Source organism: Salinicola sp. CPA57 (assembly GCF_003206035.1).
GTDB lineage: Bacteria > Pseudomonadota > Gammaproteobacteria > Pseudomonadales > Halomonadaceae > Salinicola > Salinicola socius.
Window position 1 is genome coordinate 139076 of record NZ_PZJR01000009.1, and the last position, 21073, is coordinate 160148.

19 protein-coding genes are annotated in these 21073 nt (G+C 62.3%); 6 read left to right on the forward strand and 13 right to left on the reverse strand.

Annotated elements, in window-relative coordinates:
- The first annotated feature begins 79 nt into the window (after nt 1-79).
- Nucleotides 80-691 (forward strand): NlpC/P60 family protein, encoded by a 612-nt coding sequence (locus DOM36_RS10505; RefSeq protein WP_075569911.1) that lies wholly within the window; start codon nt 80-82, stop codon nt 689-691.
- Between the two features lie 182 nt (nt 692-873).
- On the opposite strand, the gene slyD is transcribed toward DOM36_RS10505, so the two are convergent.
- Nucleotides 874-1356 (reverse strand): peptidylprolyl isomerase, encoded by a 483-nt coding sequence (gene slyD / locus DOM36_RS10510; protein WP_075570015.1) that lies wholly within the window; start codon nt 1354-1356, stop codon nt 874-876.
- A 204-nt stretch (nt 1357-1560) separates the two neighbouring features.
- Here slyD and DOM36_RS10515 point away from each other — a divergent pair, with 204 nt between their 5' ends.
- Complete coding sequence (locus tag DOM36_RS10515; protein WP_075569910.1) at nt 1561-1848, forward strand: hypothetical protein; 288 nt, start codon at nt 1561-1563, stop codon at nt 1846-1848.
- A gap of 123 nt (nt 1849-1971) precedes the next feature.
- On the opposite strand, the gene DOM36_RS10520 is transcribed toward DOM36_RS10515, so the two are convergent.
- From DOM36_RS10520 to DOM36_RS10555, 8 genes are all read right to left on the reverse strand, one after another.
- On the reverse strand, nt 1972-2958 hold the full coding sequence (locus DOM36_RS10520) for a lipid A deacylase LpxR family protein (protein WP_232823795.1): 987 nt from the start codon (nt 2956-2958) through the stop codon (nt 1972-1974).
- 172 nt (nt 2959-3130) lie between these two features.
- Nucleotides 3131-3598, reverse strand: a complete 468-nt coding sequence (locus tag DOM36_RS10525) for a glycine zipper 2TM domain-containing protein (RefSeq protein WP_075569908.1) — start codon at nt 3596-3598, stop codon at nt 3131-3133.
- Nucleotides 3599-3787: 189 nt separating this feature from the next.
- Nucleotides 3788-4969 (reverse strand): cupin domain-containing protein, encoded by a 1182-nt coding sequence (locus DOM36_RS10530; RefSeq protein ID WP_110643068.1) that lies wholly within the window; start codon nt 4967-4969, stop codon nt 3788-3790.
- A 31-nt stretch (nt 4970-5000) separates the two neighbouring features.
- Nucleotides 5001-6365, reverse strand: coding sequence for an adenylosuccinate lyase (gene purB, locus DOM36_RS10535; protein WP_110643167.1), 1365 nt, complete (start codon nt 6363-6365; stop codon nt 5001-5003).
- A gap of 66 nt (nt 6366-6431) precedes the next feature.
- Complete coding sequence (hflD, locus tag DOM36_RS10540; protein WP_075569906.1) at nt 6432-7076, reverse strand: high frequency lysogenization protein HflD; 645 nt, start codon at nt 7074-7076, stop codon at nt 6432-6434.
- Nucleotides 7073-8311: a tRNA 2-thiouridine(34) synthase MnmA gene (mnmA, locus tag DOM36_RS10545; protein WP_110643069.1), complete on the reverse strand. Its 1239-nt coding sequence runs from the start codon at nt 8309-8311 to the stop codon at nt 7073-7075. The genes hflD and mnmA overlap by 4 nt, the downstream gene beginning before the upstream one ends.
- 180 nt (nt 8312-8491) lie before the next feature.
- Nucleotides 8492-8941: an NUDIX hydrolase gene (locus DOM36_RS10550; protein ID WP_075569905.1), complete on the reverse strand. Its 450-nt coding sequence runs from the start codon at nt 8939-8941 to the stop codon at nt 8492-8494.
- A gap of 152 nt (nt 8942-9093) precedes the next feature.
- Complete coding sequence (locus tag DOM36_RS10555; protein WP_110643070.1) at nt 9094-9696, reverse strand: pseudouridine synthase; 603 nt, start codon at nt 9694-9696, stop codon at nt 9094-9096.
- 289 nt (nt 9697-9985) lie between these two features.
- On the opposite strand from DOM36_RS10555, the gene clpS reads away from it, so the two are divergent.
- Both clpS and clpA read left to right on the forward strand, forming a co-directional pair.
- Entirely contained in the window at nt 9986-10315 is a 330-nt protein-coding gene (clpS, locus tag DOM36_RS10560; RefSeq protein WP_232823796.1) for an ATP-dependent Clp protease adapter ClpS, read from the forward strand.
- Nucleotides 10316-10427: 112 nt separating this feature from the next.
- Entirely contained in the window at nt 10428-12692 is a 2265-nt protein-coding gene (gene clpA / locus DOM36_RS10565; protein ID WP_075569902.1) for an ATP-dependent Clp protease ATP-binding subunit ClpA, read from the forward strand.
- A gap of 181 nt (nt 12693-12873) precedes the next feature.
- On the opposite strand, the gene infA is transcribed toward clpA, so the two are convergent.
- The 4 genes from infA to aat all read right to left on the reverse strand — a co-directional run bounded on the left by infA (nt 12874) and on the right by aat (nt 14862).
- Nucleotides 12874-13092, reverse strand: coding sequence for a translation initiation factor IF-1 (infA, locus tag DOM36_RS10570; RefSeq protein ID WP_013332816.1), 219 nt, complete (start codon nt 13090-13092; stop codon nt 12874-12876).
- Nucleotides 13093-13166: 74 nt separating this feature from the next.
- On the reverse strand, nt 13167-13319 hold the full coding sequence (locus tag DOM36_RS20305; RefSeq protein WP_158025874.1) for a hypothetical protein: 153 nt from the start codon (nt 13317-13319) through the stop codon (nt 13167-13169).
- A gap of 44 nt (nt 13320-13363) precedes the next feature.
- Nucleotides 13364-14122 carry an arginyltransferase gene (locus tag DOM36_RS10575; RefSeq protein WP_110643071.1) on the reverse strand — a complete coding sequence of 253 codons (759 nt, stop codon included), beginning with the start codon at nt 14120-14122 and terminating at the stop codon, nt 13364-13366.
- Complete coding sequence (gene aat / locus DOM36_RS10580; RefSeq protein WP_110643072.1) at nt 14119-14862, reverse strand: leucyl/phenylalanyl-tRNA--protein transferase; 744 nt, start codon at nt 14860-14862, stop codon at nt 14119-14121. Before aat ends, DOM36_RS10575 begins: the two co-directional genes overlap by 4 nt.
- A gap of 144 nt (nt 14863-15006) precedes the next feature.
- On the opposite strand from aat, the gene DOM36_RS10585 reads away from it, so the two are divergent.
- Complete coding sequence (locus DOM36_RS10585; RefSeq protein WP_110643073.1) at nt 15007-17043, forward strand: methyl-accepting chemotaxis protein; 2037 nt, start codon at nt 15007-15009, stop codon at nt 17041-17043.
- A 293-nt stretch (nt 17044-17336) separates the two neighbouring features.
- Nucleotides 17337-20945 carry a DNA translocase FtsK 4TM domain-containing protein gene (locus DOM36_RS20575; protein WP_110643168.1) on the forward strand — a complete coding sequence of 1203 codons (3609 nt, stop codon included), beginning with the start codon at nt 17337-17339 and terminating at the stop codon, nt 20943-20945.
- Nucleotides 20946-21073: the final 128 nt, after the last annotated feature.

Here is a 21073-nt window from a genome sequence, read left to right on the forward strand (position 1 = left end):
TTCGCCAGGTGACTCCCCATGAGTTGCCGTGAAGTTAGGCGGTGCCCGTGACGGCTCACAGGCGAACGAGGCTCGCTGAATGCTAAGACGCACAGCCATGGGGCTGGCACTGGCGATGGTCATTTCCGGTTGCACTGCTCCTGTAAAACAACAACAGGTAAACGCTCAGTATTCACTTCCACTGGTCAAATCTCGAACCGTTGCGGTCAGCATCCCTCGGGATGTTCCGCCGCCCCCCCAGACGCTGCAGGACTTCCGGCCGCAGGTTGTCTCTCCAACGGTGATTCGTCGGGCGCTGCTGGATGAGCATCAGCGCTGGGTCGGGACGCCCTACGTGCTTGGCGGAACGACACACCGGGGTATCGATTGCTCCGCGTTGATGCAACATGTGTTCGGAGAAGCCTTCTCTTTCGAGTTGCCGCGTACGACGGAAGAGCAGGTGCTGGAAGGAAGTCGGGTGACGGAAACGAATCTCAAGGCCGGTGATCTGGTCTTCTTCCGACCGCCGGGGCCCTACAATCATGTTGGCGTCTACGTGGGGGACGGCTACTTCCTTCACGCCTCGGCGTCACAGGGCGTGAAGTTGTCCCGTCTGGATAACGTCTACTGGAAGCGATATTACTGGCAGGCGCGGCGCCCCGTTGAACGCACGCAACTGGCTCAGCGGGTGATGCTGGCCAGCGAAGGCTGAAGGGATTCGAGGCGACGAGCGGTGTTGGCGAAAGTTCGATGGCGACGACGGCGTCGTGCCGGTGAATTTTCACCACCGCGTAACATGAAAAGGGCAGCCGCTAGGCTGCCCTTTTACATGACGGTTGCATGGCGATCAATGACGCCAGGCAACGAACCCCGCCCGGGCGGGGTTCGCTTTGATCAGTGCTCGTGACCACCTTCGCCATGAACGTGACCGTGAGACACTTCTTCTTCGGTCGCTTCGCGCACTTCGGCGATCTCCACGTCGAAGTTCAGCTTCTCGCCAGCCAGCGGATGATTGCCGTCGACAGTAACGGTATCGCCTTCGACCTTGGTGACCGTGACCATCAGCGGACCTTCCTGGGTCTGCGCCTGGAACTGCATGCCCGGCTCGACATCGTCGACACCCTGGAAGGCATCGCGGGGAACTTCCTGGACCAGCGCCGGCTGCACTTCACCGTAACCTTCTTCCGGTGCGACGGCGACCTGGAGCTTGTCACCGCTACCGTGGCCCTCGAGTTCTTTCTCGAGCCCCGGAATGATGTTGCCCGCACCGTGTAGGTAGGTCAGCGGATCCCGACCTTCGGAACTGTCCAGTACTTCTCCCGCATCATTGGTCAGTTTGTAGTGGAACGCGACCACGGAGTTCTGGGCAATCTGCATCTTGAAACCTTTGCGTTTGTGCATGTCTGTCCCATCCTAACGTGCCATGACCTTTCTGTCAGGTCGCAATGGGTCGGATATTGACCTTATCGGGGGTATTCGCGCCCGCCAGACGGCATCTGTGGCGGTTGCACCGCCTGACGGGGGTGGTTACCCTGATCCGAGCATAGACCACCATGATTCCCGGTTGAGGAGAAGTTCGTCATGACCGTTTTTGTCGTTTGGCTCGTTGCCTTTGCCGTTCTACTGTTTCTATTGCTCAAGGCGTGGGATGGCGGGCTTGGAGGGGCGGTCAAACGCCGGTTGCCGGTTCAACTGCAGGGAGACCCCGCTCAGGATCGCTGGATCATGGCGGTCGCGCTGGCGGTGCTGGGGGCGACCTTCATCGTGAAACCCGTTTCCATGCTGTTGACGTTGATCCTGCTGGCAATCGGGATCTGGGTCGGCAAACGAGTCGCCTGCTGGGGCATGCGCAAAGCCAAGTTGCACTGAGTCCGGTATCGGTCGTTTTGGCCGACCTGGAATGCGGGCGATGCCTCGAGCATCGCCCGTTTTGCGTTTGACACCGACTGAAGGAAAGCTGACGAGGACGCCTGGCTGCGCGTGAAATTGCCGTTATAGCCAGGTCGAAAGCGTGATGGAGCCGAACTGGTCGCCGCTGTCCTGAGTTTCGAACTCGTGGGTGCGCCAGACCGAACTGTAGGTCAGCTGCCAGCGATTCCACGAAACAGCCAGGCCGGCCTGCGCGTCGCCGACCCAGGGGCGGCGATCGACGGAATGGCTGTCTTCGAATGTATTGCCGTCCAGCAACATGTTGTAGGCCATGAGTCGACCCTCGACATTGGCGAAGAGGTACCAGTTGAAGCCACTGTTGGCTTCGAAGAAGATTCGGCTGCCTTGAGAGGGTGCCACGGCGGGAACACCAAAACTCTTGTCGAGTCCTTGGCCGAGGCGTAGCCCAAGACCCGTTGCGGCGTAGGTGTACAGATTGCCGATGGCCAGGCCGGCTGAAGGGCCGTACTCGGCTTCCAGTGGGCCCAGCTGACCTTGCTTCCACCAGGCGGTCTGATAGGCAACGTTGACGAATGGTTCGTTGTGAAGCTGATTGTGCCAGCCCTTGGGCTCGTCACTGTCGATCAGGTGGTGGAAGTTCTGCTGCACCGTATGGCCGCCGGAACCCGGGCCGACGAGACCGACGTCGACATACACGCCGCTGGTGCGGCGCCATCCGACCAGTTGCTCATCATCGAATAGCGAAAGACCGGCATAGAGAACACCCGCGTAGGGTCTATCGTCCTCGATCAGTTTTCGCTGATCGATGTCTTCGGGGGTATAGATCTGCTGTCCGAAGCGGTAAGCGGCACCATCCAGCGATGCCGCGCTCCATCCGGGTATGGCGTCGGCAAGTGCGCGTGTCCAGTGGTCGCGGTCGGGTCGGAAGGACCAGTCCGCTTCCAGGCCGTTGGTATAGTGGCCGTCACCGCCACTGGCAAAAATATCGTTTTCCGATTTCAGCGTCAGGATGCCATCGGCCCAGACCGAGCCTGAAATGCTTGCCAGAGCGATGGCGACGCTGGTTGACGCCCACATGAGTCCCTTCATGAATCGTATTGTTCCCTTCGACGAATGACCTAGCCTACGCAACATACAATAACGTATGTAAAGCGTCTACGACATCTGAAATTAGTATCACACTAACAAAAACGGCGCCTCGAGGGCGCCGTTGATAACGATGTGACGGAAGGGCAACGCTTCTCCGTCTTCATGCCTTCGCTCAGTAGGGAGCGACGCTCACGCTCGAACCGCTGGCGACGAGCTTGACGCGCTGGCCAACCTGCCAGTTGCGATCGGCCTTCTGAACGACCACGACGTTTTGTCCGCTGTCCTGACGAATCTCGAGCTCGTAGCCGTCGACGCGATCGGTCGCTTGCTGAATCTTGCTGCCGGCAACGGTCCCGCCAAGGGCGCCCGCAGCGGTGGCGATGGTGCGACCTGAGCCGCCGCCGACCTGGTTGCCCAGCAGGCCCCCGATCACCGCGCCGCCGAGACTACCGAGAACGCTCTCGCCATTGCCGCCCTGAATCTGGACGGGACGAACCGATTGAATGGTGCCGTAGCTGACAGATTGTGCCGTACCTGCCTGATCTCCACGATAGACATCACCTGAGTAGGTCGAGTTGTTGGTACAGCCGGCCAGGGCCAGCAGGCTCATGACGAGGGCGGGGGCGATGAGTCGTTTCATGATCGATTCTCCTTAACATCCAGATATGGCTTCTTGCCCGGTACATCAAACCACTACATTAAAACAGTGTTCTAAAACGAGTCCAGTCATTCGGGGCTTTGTCGTTCGCGGGCCTGTCGTCGACCACTGCGTTCGGCAGGTCTGTTCGACAGGTTGGGTGGAAGCGACCGGCTGGTTGCTGCGCCACTGTCAACCCTGGTCGTCCTCATCGGGGCGACTCAGGCTACCACTGTCGACAAGCGCCGCAAGCAGGCGCTCGCTATCGGAATAGCCAAGCACATCGGCGTCGATGAGGGGATTCTCGGCCAGGTAGTGGGCCAGTCCAAGGTCGCAGACGACGGCATCGCCATCGGCGAACAGCGTGGCCTGAGCGTCGCTAAGTCGACGCCAGGCAAAGCGCGATCCTGGCGTGCGGCGCAATTCTCCACCCGCTTCCAGCGCAATGCGCAGCTCGGCCGGGTCAGTCGGGGACTCCGAGGGAAGCAGCTGATCCACATACTTGGGTTGCGTCATGGCTCGGCCGAACCACTGCGCGATCTGCTCGGGCCTGTCGATCGCCTCCATCAATAGCCGGCGAACCCTCGCAATGGTCTGATCGTCCAGCTCGCCAACGGCGGCGGGTGGCTGAAGATCGGCGTCGCCATAGCGCTGTCGATCGCCTAGCTGTTCGCCGATATAGTCGGCGAACGAGGTCACGATTTCATCGGTGGACGGCGCCCGAAAGCCGATCGAGTAGGTCAGGCAGTCGTCGGAGTCGCTGACGCCGTGGTGGGCGACGCCGGGAGGCAGATAGAGCATGTCGCCCGGTTCCAGCACCCAGTCATGATCAGCGTCGACCGTGAAGTTCTCCAGAATGCGCAGGTCGATCCCGGGGATCAGGCGCGCGTCGTCCCCGGGGCTGCCCCCCAATTGCCAACGCCGCCGACCGCTGGCCTGCAGCAGGAAAACGTCGTACTGGTCGATGTGAGCGCCCACGCTGCCTCCGGTCGGGGCGTAGCTGACCATGACGTCGTCGAGTCGCCAGCTGGGAAGGAAATCGAACGTTTCCAGAAGTTCGGCGATCTCGGGTACGTAGTGATCCACCGCCTGCACCAGCAGCGACCAGCCGCTGGTCGGCAGGCGCGAGAAGGTATCCTCGTCGAACGGGCCATGGCTCACCTGCCACGCCTTGTCGGGACCGTTCTCCTCGACCAGTCTCGCTTCGATCCCCTCTTCGCAGGCCAGACCTGCCAGATCGTCCGGTTCCAGTGGGGAGACGAAATCGGGCAGGGCGCCGCGGATCAACAGCGGCGATTTCTGCCAGTGCTGACTGAGGAACTGGGCGGGCGTGAGACCGCCCAGCAGTGTGCGGGGCGTGTTGGCCGACGTCATGTCGATCTCCTGCCTTGGCGTGATTGGGGGATTAAAGCGCTCTGGCCTGATCGGCGGCGTTACCGATATAGCTCGCCGGCGACAGCGCCTTGAGCTCGGCCTTGACCTCGTCCGGCAGGGCGAGCGTGTCGATGAAGGCGGCAAAACCGGCCTGATCGATGCGCTTGCCGCGGGTCAGTTCCTTGAGCTTCTCGTAGGGTTTTTCGATTCCGTAGCGGCGCATGACGGTCTGGATGGGTTCGGCCAGCACTTCCCAGCTCTGATCCAGATCGTCATTGAGTCGCTGTGGGTTGGCTTCCAGCTTGCCGATGCCCTTGAGTGCCGCTTCGTAGGCAATCAAACCATAGGCCAGCCCGACGCCCAGGTTGCGCAATACGGTCGAGTCCGTCAGATCGCGCTGCCAGCGGGAAATCGGCAGTTTACGCGCCAGATGATCAAGCAGCGCATTGGCCAGGCCCAGATTGCCCTCGGAATTCTCGAAGTCGATCGGATTGACCTTGTGCGGCATCGTCGATGAGCCGATCTCGCCGGCAACGGTGCGCTGCTTGAAGTAGCCAAGCGAAATATAGCCCCACACGTCGCGGTCGAAGTCGATCAGGATGGTATTGAAGCGGCTGATGGCATCGAACAGTTCGGCGACGTAGTCGTGCGGCTCGATCTGGGTGGTGTAGGGATTGAACGTGAGGCCGAGCGACTCGACGAACGTGCGGGCGTTGTCGGCCCAGTCGATCTCCGGATACGTTGCCAGATGCGCGTTGTAGTTGCCCACGGCGCCATTGATCTTGCCCAGCAATTCGACCGATTCGATCTGCCTGAGCTGGCGCTGCAGGCGGTAGGCGACGTTGGCCATCTCCTTGCCCAGCGTAGTGGGGCTGGCGGTCTGGCCGTGGGTTCGCGATAGCATCGGCTGTTCGGCGTGCTCGTGGGCCAGCCTGGCGATCGCATCATGGACCTTGCGCATCGTCGGCAGCAGGGCAGTGAGCCCATCGCGCATCATCAGCGCGTAGGAGAGATTGTTGATGTCCTCGCTGGTGCAGGCGAAGTGCACGAATTCGGTGACGGCATGCAGCTCGGCCTGATCGGCAATGGCTTCCTTGATGAAGTACTCGACGGCCTTGACATCATGATTGGTGGTGCGCTCGATGGTCTTGATGCGCTCGGCGTCGGTCACGGAAAACGTCTTGACCAGATTGTCCAGAAAGGCCTGGGCCTCCACGGAGAGCGGCGGCACCTCGGGGATGCCCGGATGCGCAGCCAGTCTTTCGAGCCAGCGAACTTCCACGGTCACGCGCGCGCGGATCAGGCCGAATTCGCTGAAATGCTCGCGTAGCGGCGCTGCCTTGGCGGCGTAGCGGCCGTCGACGGGTGAAAGGGCGGTCAATGCGGAGAGTTCGATCATCTTGGGTTCCCGAGGGCTCGCACGAGCACGGGGCTCGCGGTTAACGAATTCATGGGTTCGACATCAATTGCCGTCGAGCTCGCGCAGCGTGCGCTTGATGGCGCCACGCTGAAAGATCAGGCGCCAGCGCCGCCCGCCTTGCTGATGCCACAGCAGGGCGAAGCGAACGCCGGCGAGCAGGGCAGTACGGATGCGTTCCGGCATGTGGCGGCTCTGCAGCAGGCTGGGTTCACCCTGCACCACGATCCGATAACGGAAGGTCGACAGGGTCTCCTGGTAGAGTTCGCCGAGGCTGGCGATCACGTTCTCGTGCGTTTCGCCGAAATGTTCGGCCTGGCCCTGGACTCGGCCCAGACGCTGTCCGAGCGTGCTCATCATGGCATCGTCCTTGCGCAGCCGCTGCATCAGCAGAACCATCGAGAAGCCGTAGCGCATCACGGCCGGCTGGGCGTGCTGACGAGACATCACTGCCAGCAAGGTATCGATCCCCAGGCGCAGGTTGTTGTGATGGCCGCCGTAGATCGATTCGAAGCTCGGCGGATCGGTCTCCAGCGTGGCGCGAAGCAGGGTGTTCCAGGCGCGTTCGTCGCACTGGCCGGTGCGGGCGAGCTGATCGACCACGGAGGCTGCCTGGAAGACGCCTGCCAGCGCCAGCGCCTGGCGACCCTGACTGTCGAGTGGTGCCGATTGAATGGGCGTTGGATTCATGCCGAACGCTGACTCCCCGTCGTGGCGTTAAGGGTGGCGGCGTCGGAGAGGGTATCGGCAACCGCGGCGCCGGCCGCCGCCTCGGCCGTTGCCGTGGCACGAATGACCGCGCCGCCGAGACAGATATCGCCCTCGTAGAGCACCAGCGACTGGCCCGGCGTGACGGCGCGCTGCGGCCGATCGAAGCGAACCTCGAGTTCGCCCTCGGCCAGTAGCGTGACCTCGCAGGGAACGTCCTGCTGGCGATAGCGAGTCTTGGCACGCAGGCGAGTGCTTGCCGGCGGCTTGCCGGCGACCCAGGTCGCCGGCTCGCAGTACACGACATCGCTGTAGAGCAACGGATGTTCGCCCTGAACCACGACCAGCACATTGCGCTCGAGATCCTTGGCGGCGACGAACCACGGGTCCTCGCTATGATCCTTGAGGCCGCCGATACCCAGACCGCGCCGCTGTCCCAGGGTGTAGTACATCAGCCCCATGTGTTCGCCGACCCGATCGCCTTCCGCGGTTTCGATGGGGCCGGGCTGGGCCGGCAGATACTGCCTGAGAAAATCGCTGAAACGGCGTTCTCCGATGAAGCAGATGCCGGTGGAATCCTTCTTGCGTGCCGTGGCCAGGCCGTGACGCTCCGCCAACGCCCTGACCTCGGGCTTTTCCAGTTCACCGACAGGGAACAGCGTGCGCGCGATGGCATCGCCGGGCACCGCGTGGAGGAAATAGCTCTGGTCCTTGTTGCCATCAAGACCCTTGAGCAATTGGGCCTGGCCGCTGGCGTCGTCGATGCCTCTACGGACGTAGTGCCCGGTGGCGATGAGATCCGCGCCGAGTCGCTCGGCGTAGTCGAGAAAGACCTTGAACTTGATCTCGCGGTTGCAAAGAATGTCCGGGTTGGGTGTGCGACCCGCCTGGTACTCCGCCAGGAAATGCTCGAAGACGTTGTCCCAGTATTCGGCGGCGAAGTTGGCCGTGTGCAGCTTGATGCCGAGCGTGTCGCTCACCGCCTGGGCATCGGCCAGATCCGCCATCGCCGTGCAGTATTCGGTGCCGTCGTCTTCGTCCCAGTTCTTCATGAACAGGCCTTCGACCTGATAGCCCTGCTGGAGCAGCAACAGTGCGGTCACGGAGGAGTCGACGCCCCCCGACATGCCGACGATGACTCTCCGAGCCTCCTTGGATGACAAGGCGTCTTCGCGGGAGGAACGCACGGTATCGCTGGGCAAGCTGGCTGTGGTCATGGCGATTTCCGAGGCAGGTGGGGGCGGGCGATGCAAATGGATTCGCCAACCGCTGGTGCAACGACGAGTTCTAGTCGACCGTATAAATGACCCGGGATTATAGCCGAAAGCGGACCGCGGCATCGAGCCCGGTCGTACTTGATGGCGGAGTAGGCTGGGGGCCGCCCGTGGCGAGTCGCGTCAGCGTTCGCGGATGACGTCCAGCGGGTAGCGACGACCATCGCGGGCATCGCGCAGTCGCTGCATCACGACCGGGCTGCGCAGGCGACGGTTGCGGTTGAGATCGTCGATTTCGTCATAGGTTAGCCAGTGGGCGCTGATGATGCCCTTGTCGAGAGAGTTGCCGAGGTGAGCCAGCGGCAGACTGAGGAAGGCGTGGCTATGGAACGTGATGCCATCCGAGGTCTGGTGAACGTAGAGTCCCAGATAGTCGGTGATGGCAACCTGCCAGGCCGACTCTTCACGAACTTCCCGTTCGGCGGCGGCGATCAGGCGCTCTCCTCTCTCCAGGTGCCCGGCGGGCTGGTTGAACAGACTGAACGGCCCGCCGCGATCCTCTTCCACCATCAGGTAACGACCGGCCCGTTCCACGACCACGGCAACGGTCACGCGGGGTGTCCAGCGATTCATGTCATTATTCTCCCGACTCGATACGCCCAGCTCGATACGTGTCTCCCCGACCTCGGGGCGCAGGGCTCAGGCCGATCATACCCGGTCTGGGTCAATTCGAAAGCCCGCTACCCGAAATGCCGTGGTCGGCGCGACCTGCCTGGACGCGCCGTTCAGCGGTTGCGACGTGGCTTTGAATGCTTGTCCGAGGCCGTCCGCGGCGGTCGTGCGGGGACATTGATGGTCTCGCTGCGCCAATCGCCTGGTGCCAGGTCGTCGAGTCGCCACGGCCCTATCGCGGTGCGGATCAAGCGTAGCGTTGGGTGGCCGACATGCGCTGTCATTCGGCGGACCTGCCGATTACGCCCCTCGCGCAGTTCGATCGCAAGCCAGGTCGTGGGTATCGATTCGCGGTAGCGCACCGGAGGAGTGCGGGGCGCGGGCTCCGCCCCGGTCAGGCGCCGAACCCTGGCCGGCCGGGTCGGGCCGTCCTTCAGCGTAACTCCCTCGCGCAGCGCCTTGAGCGCGTTCTCGTCCGGTTCGCCCTCCACCTGGACCCAGTATTGCTTCGGCAGTTTGTGCCGCGGGTCGCTGACACGATGGATCAAAGCGCCATCGTCAGTCAGCAGCAGTAGCCCTTCGGAGTCATAATCGAGTCGCCCGGCCGGGTAGATGCCGGGTATCTCGATGTGGTCAGCCAAGGTGCCTCGCCCGTTGTCATCGGTGAACTGGCAGAGCACGTTGTAGGGCTTATGCAGTAGATAGATTCGACTCATGTCGATCGTCGACGCGCCTCCGAGCTAGTGGGGTGGTGGCTTTCGACAGCGACATCGTGGCGGTCGGGGCCTGTCGTGACTATTTTGAATGAGGGCTTGCATACGAACCCCGTCGGCCGCATCTTCAAGGAACCTCGGGCCTCCGATGGTATCCAATACCTGACCTCAGTCCCAACTTGTACCCGAGCCGATGCATCCAGGGATTCATCCAGATTGTGCCAAGAACCGTATGTCAGAGATCGCAGACAGAGTGTCGACCTACCTTTCCAGGGAGCCGGTGCGTCTAGGAATGACGCGTCCTCCCGACCCCGATCATGAAGATCAGGGATATGTCGCCGAGCAGGTGTCGGACCCGCAACTGGTGCCGCCACCCATGTACAAGGTCGTGCTGTACAACGACGACTACACGCCGATGGAATTCGTCGTCGAAGTGCTACAGCGGTTTTTCGCCATGGATAGCGAGAAAGCCGTACAGATCATGCTGGCCGTCCACACCCAGGGCCGTGCGACCTGTGGCATCTTCACCCGCGACATCGCAGAGACCAAGTGTCATCAGGTCAATGAATACGCGAAAGAGTGCGAGCATCCGCTGATGTGTGACGTGGATGCCGCGGAATAAGTGGCGGACACACATCGTCAACGCTTTTGTCTTTGAAGACTTGCGGAACCGCTGATTGTGCCCGATTGTGAAAGTGCCGACCGATGCCCTCAGTGGCTAAAAGGGGACTGCCATGTTGAGTAAAGAACTTGAACTCACCCTGAACACGGCCTTCACCGTGGCGCGTTCCAAGCGACACGAGTTCATGACCGTGGAGCACCTGCTGCTGGCACTTCTCGATAATGCCTCGGCAGCCGATGTGCTGAATGCCTGTGGGGCGAATCTGGAAAAGCTTCGTGCCGATCTGCAGGATTTCATCAATTCCACTACGCCGCTGATTCCCGAAGAGCAGGAAGATCGGGAAACGCAGCCGACGCTGGGTTTCCAGCGCGTGCTTCAGCGTGCCGTTTTCCATGTCCAGTCCTCCGGCAAGAGTGAAGTGACCGGTGCCAACGTGCTGGTGGCGATCTTCTCCGAGCAGGAGAGCCAGGCCGTCTACTTCCTCAAGCAACAGAGCGTGGCGCGGGTAGACGCGGTGAACTACATCGCCCACGGCATCTCCAAGGTGGCGGGTCATGGTCAGTCTCAGCAGCCTTCCCAGGAGTCCGAAGAGGGCGAAGAGGCGGCCACCGAGAATGGTCAGAGCCCGCTGACCAACTATGCCACCAACCTTAACGATCAGGCGCGGCTGGGCAAGATCGATCCGTTGATCGGCCGCGACCACGAACTCGAGCGCGTGGTGCAGATTCTTGCTCGTCGGCGCAAGAACAATCCGCTGCTGGTGGGTGAAGCCGGTGTCGGCAAGACCGCCATCGCCGAAGGCCTTGCCAAGCGCATCGTCGAGGAAGACGTGCCAGACGTGATCGCCGACGCGGTGGTCTATTCGCTCGACATGGGTGCATTGCTGGCGGGCACCAAGTATCGCGGTGACTTCGAGAAACGGCTGAAAGGGCTGTTGGCCGAACTGCGCAAGCAGGACAATTCGATTCTGTTCATCGACGAGATTCACACGGTGATCGGGGCCGGTGCAGCGTCCGGTGGCGTCATGGATGCGTCCAACCTGCTCAAGCCGCTGCTCTCCTCCGGTGAGCTACGCTGCATCGGTTCGACGACTTTCCAGGAGTTCCGTGGAATCTTCGAGAAGGATCGCGCGCTGGCGCGTCGATTCCAGAAGGTGGATGTGCCTGAGCCGACCGTCGACGACACCATTCGCATCCTCAAGGGGTTGCGGGGCCGGTTCGAGGAGCATCACCAGTTGAAGTATACCGATGCGGCGCTGGAGAGTGCCGCTCGGCTGGCGGATCGCTACATCAACGATCGTCATCTGCCCGACAAGGCGATCGACGTCATCGACGAAGCGGGTGCTCACCAGCGTCTGCTGCCGCCGGAAGCGCGAATCGCGACGATCGATGTCGAGCAGGTCGAGGCCGTGGTGGCCTCCATTGCGCGAATTCCGCCGAAGAGCGTCTCCAGCTCGGATCGCAAGTTGCTCTCCAATCTGGAGCGCGATCTGAAGATGCTGGTGTTCGGCCAGGATGAGGCGATCACCAGTCTGTCCGCGGCGATCAAGCTGTCCCGGGCCGGGCTCAAGTCGCCGGACAAGCCGGTCGGCAGCTTCCTGTTCGCCGGCCCGACCGGCGTCGGCAAGACCGAGGTCGCACGACAGCTGTCCCATCTGATGGGAATCGAGCTGGTGCGGTTCGATATGTCGGAATACATGGAGCGGCATACGGTATCGCGCCTGATCGGTGCGCCGCCGGGATACGTTGGTTACGACCAGGGTGGCCTGTTGACCGAGGCGATCACCAAGCAACCGCATTGCGTGTTGCTGCTCGACGAGATCGAGAAAGCGCATCCCGAGGTCTTCAATCTGCTGTTGCAGGTGATGGATCACGGCCGCCTGACCGATAACAACGGCCGTGAAGCGGATTTCCGTCACGTGATCGTGATCATGACGTCCAACGCCGGTGCCGAGCAGATCTCTCGTCGCTCGATCGGTTTCCAGACGCAGGATCATTCTACCGATGGTATGGAAGTGATTCGGCGGACGTTCACGCCGGAGTTCCGCAACCGTCTCGATGGCATCATCCAGTTCCATGGTCTCGAGCCGTCCATCGTGCGCAATGTCGTCGACAAGTTCTTGGTCGAACTACAGGCCCAGCTGGATGAGAAACGCGTACAGCTCGATGTCGATGACGACGCTCGCGCGTGGCTGGCCCAGAAAGGCTACGACCGGGAGATGGGGGCGCGGCCAATGGCTCGAGTCATTCAGGAGCAGCTCAAGAAGCCATTGGCGGAGATGATCCTGTTCGGCGATCTGGCCGACAATGGCGGCACCGTGCATGTTCGGGTCGAGAACGACGAACTGCAACTGGAGACCGAGGCCGAGGTCGCCTGACAAGGTCAGCGCCTTGCGGTGGAACGGAAACGACAACGCCTCGCCATGGCAACATGGCGAGGCGTTTTTCGATTCTTTGCATCTCTGCTCTCGTCTGCCTGACGCCCGACCAGGAGGTCAGGTATTTTCCCGGAAGGCGGGAGATCGCCGAGACAGGGTCACGCCGAGATGGGCCGCGGAATTAGCGAGAGCGGTAGACGATGCGGCCTTTGGATAGGTCGTAGGGAGTCAGCTCTACCTTGACCTTGTCACCAGTCAGGATGCGGATGTAGTTCTTGCGCATCTTGCCGGAAATATGGGCGGTCACGACGTGGCCGTTTTCCAGTTCAACGCGGAACATGGTGTTGGGAAGCGTGTCGACGACGACGCCTTCCATTTCGATATGATCTTCTCGTGCCATATAGGCGATCCCTCTTGAACGTTTGAGCATGGGGCTTGGTGTGAGGGCCTGGCATGGCGCCTTGCGGTCGGCAATCAACGTAAATCAACGCGAACGGCAGTGTCGCCATTCACGTCGGCATCGAGCCGGCCCGCCCTTGAGCCTCTGAAGTGCGCGATATTATGGGCCATCTCGTCGGGGAAGGCAAAAATACGCTTGAAATCGGGCCAGAATTCGTCCGCGGGCATGAGTGTCGTGACGTTTTCGCACCTCTCCTGCCGAGCCGGTTGCGCTAGCGCAGGGCTGTCGCCGGGACCATGCGTTGCCAGCGCCCGCCGTTGAGATATTCGAGCGGCTGGTAGTCCTGCTTGTAACGCATTTTCTGGCAGGCACGGATCCAGTAGCCGAGATAGACATGGGGCAATTGGCGCTGACGGGCCAGTTCGATCTGACGGAGGATGGCAAAGCTGCCCAGCGAACGTCGCTCGAAGATCGGATCCGGGTCGAAGAACGTGTAGATCGCAGAGAGTCCATGGCCGAGCAGATCCGTGGCGGCAACGGCCATCAACTGAGTGCCCAGCCGAAATTCCAGCAGATTGGCAAAGGGATGCGATTGGGTCAGGAACGTTCGGTACTGCTCCCGGCTGGGAGGAAACATGTCGCCATCCGCATGTCTGGCGTGAATGTAGCGCGCATAGAGTGCGTAGTGCTGCTCATCGAACTCGGTTGGCCGTACCTGCAGGGTAAGGTCGCGGTTGCGGTTGATCAGCTTGCGCTGTGTTCGCGATGGCACGAACTCTTCGACCGGAATTCTGACCGATGTGCAGGCATTGCAAGCCTCGCAATGGGGGCGATAGAGATTGCTGCCGCTGCGCCGAAATCCCAATAGCGTGAGGGCGTCGTAGACGTCGGAAGCTACGGTTTCCTGTGGGTCGAGAAACAGCGTCGTGGCTTCACGGCCAGCCAGATAGCTGCAGGGGTGGGGCACCGTCAGGAAAAAACGAAGATCGCGTGCCTGACGTTGCGGGTTGTTCGCATTGCCGCTGCTCACGTTGACTCCGTTGACCAGGGATCGGCCGGGTTGAGGGCAGTGAGATCGTTTTCGAGAGAAGCCTTGTTGCCGAGGCTTTCACTCCCGAGACCGAGACTGTTCTCAAGATAGTCGAGGAACGTATCCCGGGCGATGTCTCTGGCGCCCATGCTGGCCAGGTGGGGCGTATGCATCTGGCAGTCGATCAAGGTGAAGCCGTGACGCTGGAGGCGCCGGGCCAGATGGACCAGCGCCACCTTCGAGGCATCGGGGACGTGGCTGAACATCGACTCCCCGAAAAAGATGCGGCCGATCGACAGCCCGTACAGCCCGCCGACCAGAACTTCTCCCTGCCATACCTCGACGCTATGCGCATGGCCCAGGTGATGAAGATCCACGTAGGCCTCGCGCATGGCGTCGTCGATCCAGGTTCCCTCGGCCTCGGCGCGGGTTTCGGCGCAGGCGGCGATGACGCGCTCGAATGCGTGATCGAAGCTGACCTGAAAGCCGCCGTTGCGCAGGCGTTTGGCCAGGCTTCGGCGAATGCGGATCTCCTCGGGGAACAGCACCATGCGCGGATTCGGCGACCACCACAGCACCGGCTGGCCCTCGCCATACCAGGGAAAAATGCCGTGACGATAAGCGCTCAATAGCCAGTCGGGCGTCAGCGCGCCGCCCGCGGCCAACAGGCCGTCAGGGTCATCGAGCGCCTGGGAGGCGGGTGGGAAAGCGACGATGTGAGGCGGTAACCAGGGCAGCATGCAGATGGCCGGATGAGAAAGCGGTCCCCAGCATAGCAAACCCGGATGGCGTCTTGCCCGGACACGATTTTGTCGTGACCGCCATCAAGATTCTCTTTGCGGCCGCCGATAAGCTCCTCGACTCCATAACTCGCGGAAAGATCCATGGCTGCACTCCGACAGCGCTTTCGTCACGCCAGTATCGGTACCAAGCTGGCCCTCATCGTCGCCTTGTTGCAGGTCGCCGTGCTCATGGGGTTGGCTTTCGCCATGGCCCAGAACAGCACGTCACAGCTGCGCGCGGCCACTGCGCATGAACTGCAAACGCAGCAGGACTCCATCGGAGACATGCTGTCGCTGTTCGATTACAGCCTGCAGCAGCAGGCGGATCGGTTTCTGAACATCTTCTCCGACCAGTACTCCGGTCGATTCGCCCTGAGCCCGGATCAGCTCGTCGAGGTTTCCGGACGTCCGACGCCGACGCTCAAGGACGGGCTGGAAGTCCTCAACGACAACACCTGGAAGCTGGATCGCTTCACCGCCCAGACGGGAACGCCGGCGACGATATTCGCCCGTGACGGCGACGATTTCGTGCGGATTTCCACCTCGCTGAAGAACGAGAAGGGCGAGAGGGCGATGGGAACCTTGCTCGACAGAGGCTCGAAGAGCTACGCCAAGCTGATGGCAAATCAGCCGTACATCGGTCTCGCCACGCTTTTCGGCGTTCCCTACATCACCAAGTATCAGCCGATTCAGGATGGCGATGGCCAGGTCGTCGGGGCGCTGTTCGTGGGCGTGGACGTCAGCGCCGAGATGGCCCAGGTTCAGGACCGCATTCGGGAAATGGGCATCGGCGAGGCGGGTTACACCATGTTGATCTCTGCAGCCGGCGATCGCGCTGGCGAGGTGATCGCGGGCGGACCCTACGAAGGGCAGAATCTGTTGGACAGCGATAACGGAGCTGTCTTCAGGCCGATGTTCGACCAGGACTCCGGCGAGATCGACTACGCCGCCAGGAGCGGCGAAGAGCGGCTGGTTCTCTATTCGCGCTATCCCGAATGGCAGTGGGTCGTGGCCGGATCGGTTTCGGTCGATGAGATTCAGGCCGGCGTGGTCGCGGCGCGGAACCGGTTCCTGCTGATTGCACTCGCCCTCGCGGCGGGCTTGAGCTTCACGCTCTACTGGGTCGTTAAACGGGTGGTGACACGACCCATGAATCGTGCCGTGGGTCTGGCGCAGGCTCTCGCAGAGGGCGATCTGTCGCAGCGCATAGAGACGCGTCGTGGTGATGAGATCGGCCAATTGGTCGGTGCCATGAACGGCATAGGCGATGGGCTCGAGCGTATCGTGGGCCAGGTGCGTGGCGCTGTTGCGCAGACCGAAAGCCATACCCGCGAACTGGCATCGGGCAATGGCGAGCTTGCATCGCGCACCGAATCCCAGGCCGCGAGCCTCGAGGAAACGGCTGCCAGTACCGAGCAGATCAATGCGACGGTGCGGCAGAATGCCCAGCGGGCGCAGGAGAGCGACGAGCAGGCCCGACGAACCGCAGTGGCGGCGGGTGAGGCGCAGGGTACCGTCGAGGCGACGGCCGAAGCGATGCAGCGCATCGTCGGCATGGCGAAGCAGATATCCGAGGTGGTCGGCGTGATCGATGGCATTGCCTTCCAGACCAACCTGCTGGCGCTGAACGCCTCCGTCGAAGCGGCACGGGCGGGCGAACATGGTCGAGGGTTCGCAGTGGTTGCTCAGGAGGTCCGCAGCTTGGCGGAGCGCTGCGCCACATCGGCCCAGCAGATCAAGGCGCTGATCGGAAAGACGGTGAACGAGGTCGACAGCGGCAACCTGCGTGCGGCGGAGGCAGGGCAGCGGGTCACCGAAATCGTGTCTCAGGTCGAGCGCATCAGCACGCTGATCTCGGAGATCCGTCTGGCGTCGGAAGAGCAGTCCCACGGGATCGAGCAGATCAATCTGGCGATCTCGCAGATCGACGAGACGACCCAGAGCAACGCGGCGCTCGTGCGCCAATCCAGTGTTTCGACGCAACAGCTGAACGAGCAGAGTCGCCAACTGGCGGACACCGTCTCGCTATTCCGGTTGCGCAGCACGGTACAGGCCGAGCCGGAGTCGCCCTTGGGCGCCTTGCCGTCCTCCCGGGCTGCTCTGGCGCGAACGACGGCCGACGAAACGCTACCGGCTTGAGTGGATGCATGACAGATGACGGGTCTGGCGACCTGTCGGCGCCCCCTGTGATGTCGGCGCGCCCCCCGGTATGATGGCGGGTCGAAGAGGCCGGACCCGTTAACGGGTTCGGCTGTTGATCGCCAACGCCGTGAGCGGAATGGAATGCCGCCAGCGGTGTGGCCGTTGATTGCGCTACGCCACGCCAGACCAGGCGCGAGGGGGTTGATCAGTTGAGTGCCAAGAGTTCGGCCAAGAAGAGCCGTCGTTCATCTACGCAAGCGCAAGCCAAGGAGCAGGCCCGCCACGTGATCATGCGCCTACAGGGCGTGACACGTGAAGGTGCCGTGATTCTGCTGCTCGCCATTTGCGTCTTTCTGCTACTGGCGCTATTCAGCTACACGCCGACGGACCCCGGGTGGTCTCACAGCGGGCCGGATCAGTCGGTTTCCAACTGGATGGGCCGGATCGGCGCCTGGTTGTCCGACGTGCTCTATTCCCTGTTTGGTGCCAGCGCCCTCTGGTGGCCTGGCATGTTCGGTCTGGGTGCCTGGCGCCTGATGCGGCAGTCCCAGGTCCAGATTGCCTGGGACCCCATGGCGCTGGCCGTGCACACCGGTGGGCTGGTATTGCTGCTGATGAGCACGACCACCCTGGGCGATCTGCATTTCTATAACGCTTCCAGCGATCTGCCCAATCAGGCTGGCGGTATTCTCGGCCGAGGCATCGCCGGTTCGCTGACGTCGCTGGTTGGCGTGCGGGGCACCACGCTGATCGCGATCGCGGCCTTCATGTCAGGCTTCACGCTGTTCTCCGGGATGTCCTGGTTGACGGTAATGGATGAGCTTGGCAGCTCGCTCAACCGATTGTTCCAGTGGACGAAAGCCAAGGCGGGCGAGCAGCGCGAAGTGCGAGCTAACCGCCGTCTCGATAATGCCGAGGCACGTCTTGTGGCGGCTGACCATGATCGTGTCGACGACGTGGCAATCGAGGACGACGACAACGTGGCGCTGGAGGAAGCGTCGTCCGGCAAGACCGCATGGTGGGCCAGGTGGTTGCCCTGGAACAAGGCGCCGGATCTGGAGCGTTGGGAAGACGACGAGGGTGGCGCCCATGCCACCCGTCAGGAACCGGCGTGGGAGGATGCCGTCGGTGCTGCCGTCGACGGACACGAACAGCGCGGTAGCTCGATGTGGCGACATGACGGTCGCACCGACATTCCCTGGGACGTCCCGGCACGTACACCGTCCGCCAAGCGTCCCGAGTCTTCTTACACCGCTCGTCAGCAGCGTGACGAGTCTCGCGAACCCACTTTGGGTCGGACGCCGGATGAAGCCCCCGGCGTGTCGCCGCGGACGACACCGCCGACACGGTTCGCGGAACCGACATCGGCTCGGCATTTCTCTCCCGCTCAGCGCGCTTCCGACGAGCGATCCATCGACACGACGCCGAACAGAATCTCCGCGACCGATGGCGCCGAGAGTGTGGTCGCTGGTTCCTCCGCGATCTCCGCCGTCGAACCGGAAGGCAGGCCCGTTATCGAGTCGGATGGCAAGGCGGAACGGGCACCGTTCCGCGCCGACGTTACCCGGCGGCGTATCCCCGATGCTTTTCAGGCACCGGCAGGCGAGTTCGCCTCCGAGCCGTTCACTGATCGTGATGATGCCCCCGAGCCCACACTCGTCGAAACGCCGCCAAGTCAGTACGAGCGCCGTCAGCAAGCTCCCGCTTCGGGGGTTGCCAGCGGCGAGTCCGAGCGTGCTGCCCGCGAATCCGGGCTGTCCGCAACCGACGAGGACGCGCCGACGCATCAATGGGGCATTCGTGCCGAACGTCAGGAACCGATCGCCGAACGGCCTTCGGCAACGGCCACCCATGACCACGGGGCGATCATCGATACCGGTGAATCGACATTCGATACCGAGGAACCGGAGATCGATAGCGACGATTCGAGAGTCGCATCGCGGCAGGCGTTCCCGACCGAACCGGCAGACGATCAGCGCCGTCACCCGCGTGTGAACTGGCGAGAAGTCGAAGCGGACAGTGGTGAAATGCCTTCGGATCCGGGGTTTGCGTCCGGACCGGCGCAGGAGTCGGCAGGGGTGTCGGTCGAGCGAGCCCAGCGTCAGGAACCGCGTTTCGACATCGCCGACGGCGATCGGGCTGCGGTGGAGGAAAGTCGCGGGGGCGCTAATGGTCTCGCGACGCCCGCCGCGACGCCGCAGTATGCGCCCACGCCCACGCCCACGCCCACGCCCACGCCCACGCCCACGCCCACGCCTACGCCTACGTCGAGCGAGGGGGGGCAGTTGGCGACGGCGGCTCAAGCCAGAGCGGCGGCTGACGACCAGCCGACGCTGTGGACCGTCGAGCATTTGCAAAGTCAGCGCCCGGTCATGGATGACATGCCGGAGCCGAGCGGCAATCTGCCCTCGATTCGGCTGACCACGCCCGCCGACCCCGAACAGCCGAACTACACCCCCGAGCAGCTGGCGGATATGGCCGATCTGCTCGAGATGCGACTGCGGGAGTATGGCGTCAAGGCGGAAGTGGTCGAAACCTGGCCCGGGCCGGTGATCACCCGCTTCGAGATTCGTCCGGCGGCCGGGGTGAAGGTTTCCAAGATCAGCAACCTGGCCAAGGACCTGGCGCGCTCGCTGATGGTCAAGAGCGTGCGCGTGGTCGAGATCATTCCCGGCAAGCCGACGGTGGGGATCGAGATTCCCAACCCCAACCGGGCGATGATTCGCATCCGTCAGGTGCTGGACTCGGATGTCTACCAGAATGCCGAATCGCCGGTCACTTTGGCCTTGGGTCAGGACATCGGCGGCAAGCCGGTGGTCGCCAATCTCAACAAGATGCCGCATCTGCTGGTCGCCGGCACCACCGGCTCGGGCAAGTCGGTGGGTATCAACACCATGCTCGTGTCGATGTTGCTGAAGGCGACGCCGGACGAGGTTCGCATGATCATGGTCGATCCCAAGATGCTCGAGCTTTCCGTCTACGATGGGATACCGCATCTGCTGGCGCCCGTCGTCACCGACATGAAAGAGGCCGCCAATGCCTTGCGCTGGTGTGTCGCCGAGATGGAGCGACGCTACAAGCTCATGGCGGCGATGGGCGTGCGTAACATCGCCGGCTTCAATGCCAAGCTCGACGAGGCCGAAAGCCACGGTGCCCAGGTTCAGGACCCGATGTGGGAGCCGCAGCCGTGGGAGATGCATCAGCCGCCACCGGTGCTCGGCAAGCTCCCCTACATCGTGGTGGTGATCGACGAATTCGCCGACATGTTCATGATCGTGGGCAAGAAGGTCGAAGAGCTGATTGCGCGCCTGGCCCAGAAGGCACGAGCGGCCGGTATTCACTTGATTCTGGCCACTCAGCGGCCATCGGTCGACGTGGTGACGGGGTTGATAAAGGCCAATATTCCGACGCGCATGGCGTTCCAGGTCTCCTCCAAGATCGATTCTCGCACCATTCTCGATCAGGGTGGCGCCGAGAACCTGCTCGGCCACGGCGACATGCTCTATCTGCCGGCCGGTGCCGGCATGCCGCAGCGCGTCCACGGCGCGTTCGTCGACGATGATGAAGTGCATCGTATCGTCGAGGACTGGAAACGCCGCGGCGAGCCGGAATACATCGAGGAGATTCTGTCGGGCGGGGTCTCCGCCGACGCGCTTGCCGGGCTCGAGGCCGACGGCGGTGACGGTGACGATGCCGAACAGGATGCCCTCTATGACGAGGCCGTGCAGTTCGTCACCGAGACACGGCGGGCTTCCATTTCCGCCGTCCAGCGTCGTTTCAAGATCGGCTACAATCGCGCCGCGCGGCTGGTCGAGGCGATGGAGCAGGCCGGTGTCGTCTCCTCGATGGGCAACAACGGTTCGCGAGAGGTGCTCGCGCCGCCGCCCCTCGGCCACTGATCGGGTGCCAGCGGCCGCAGGGTGAGATTAAACCCTACGGCCGTTTTGCTGTCTCATCACCACGATGATTCCACGCCATTGAGTCAAGATCGTCGATGCAAGGTCGTCGATTCACGATAAGGAATGCG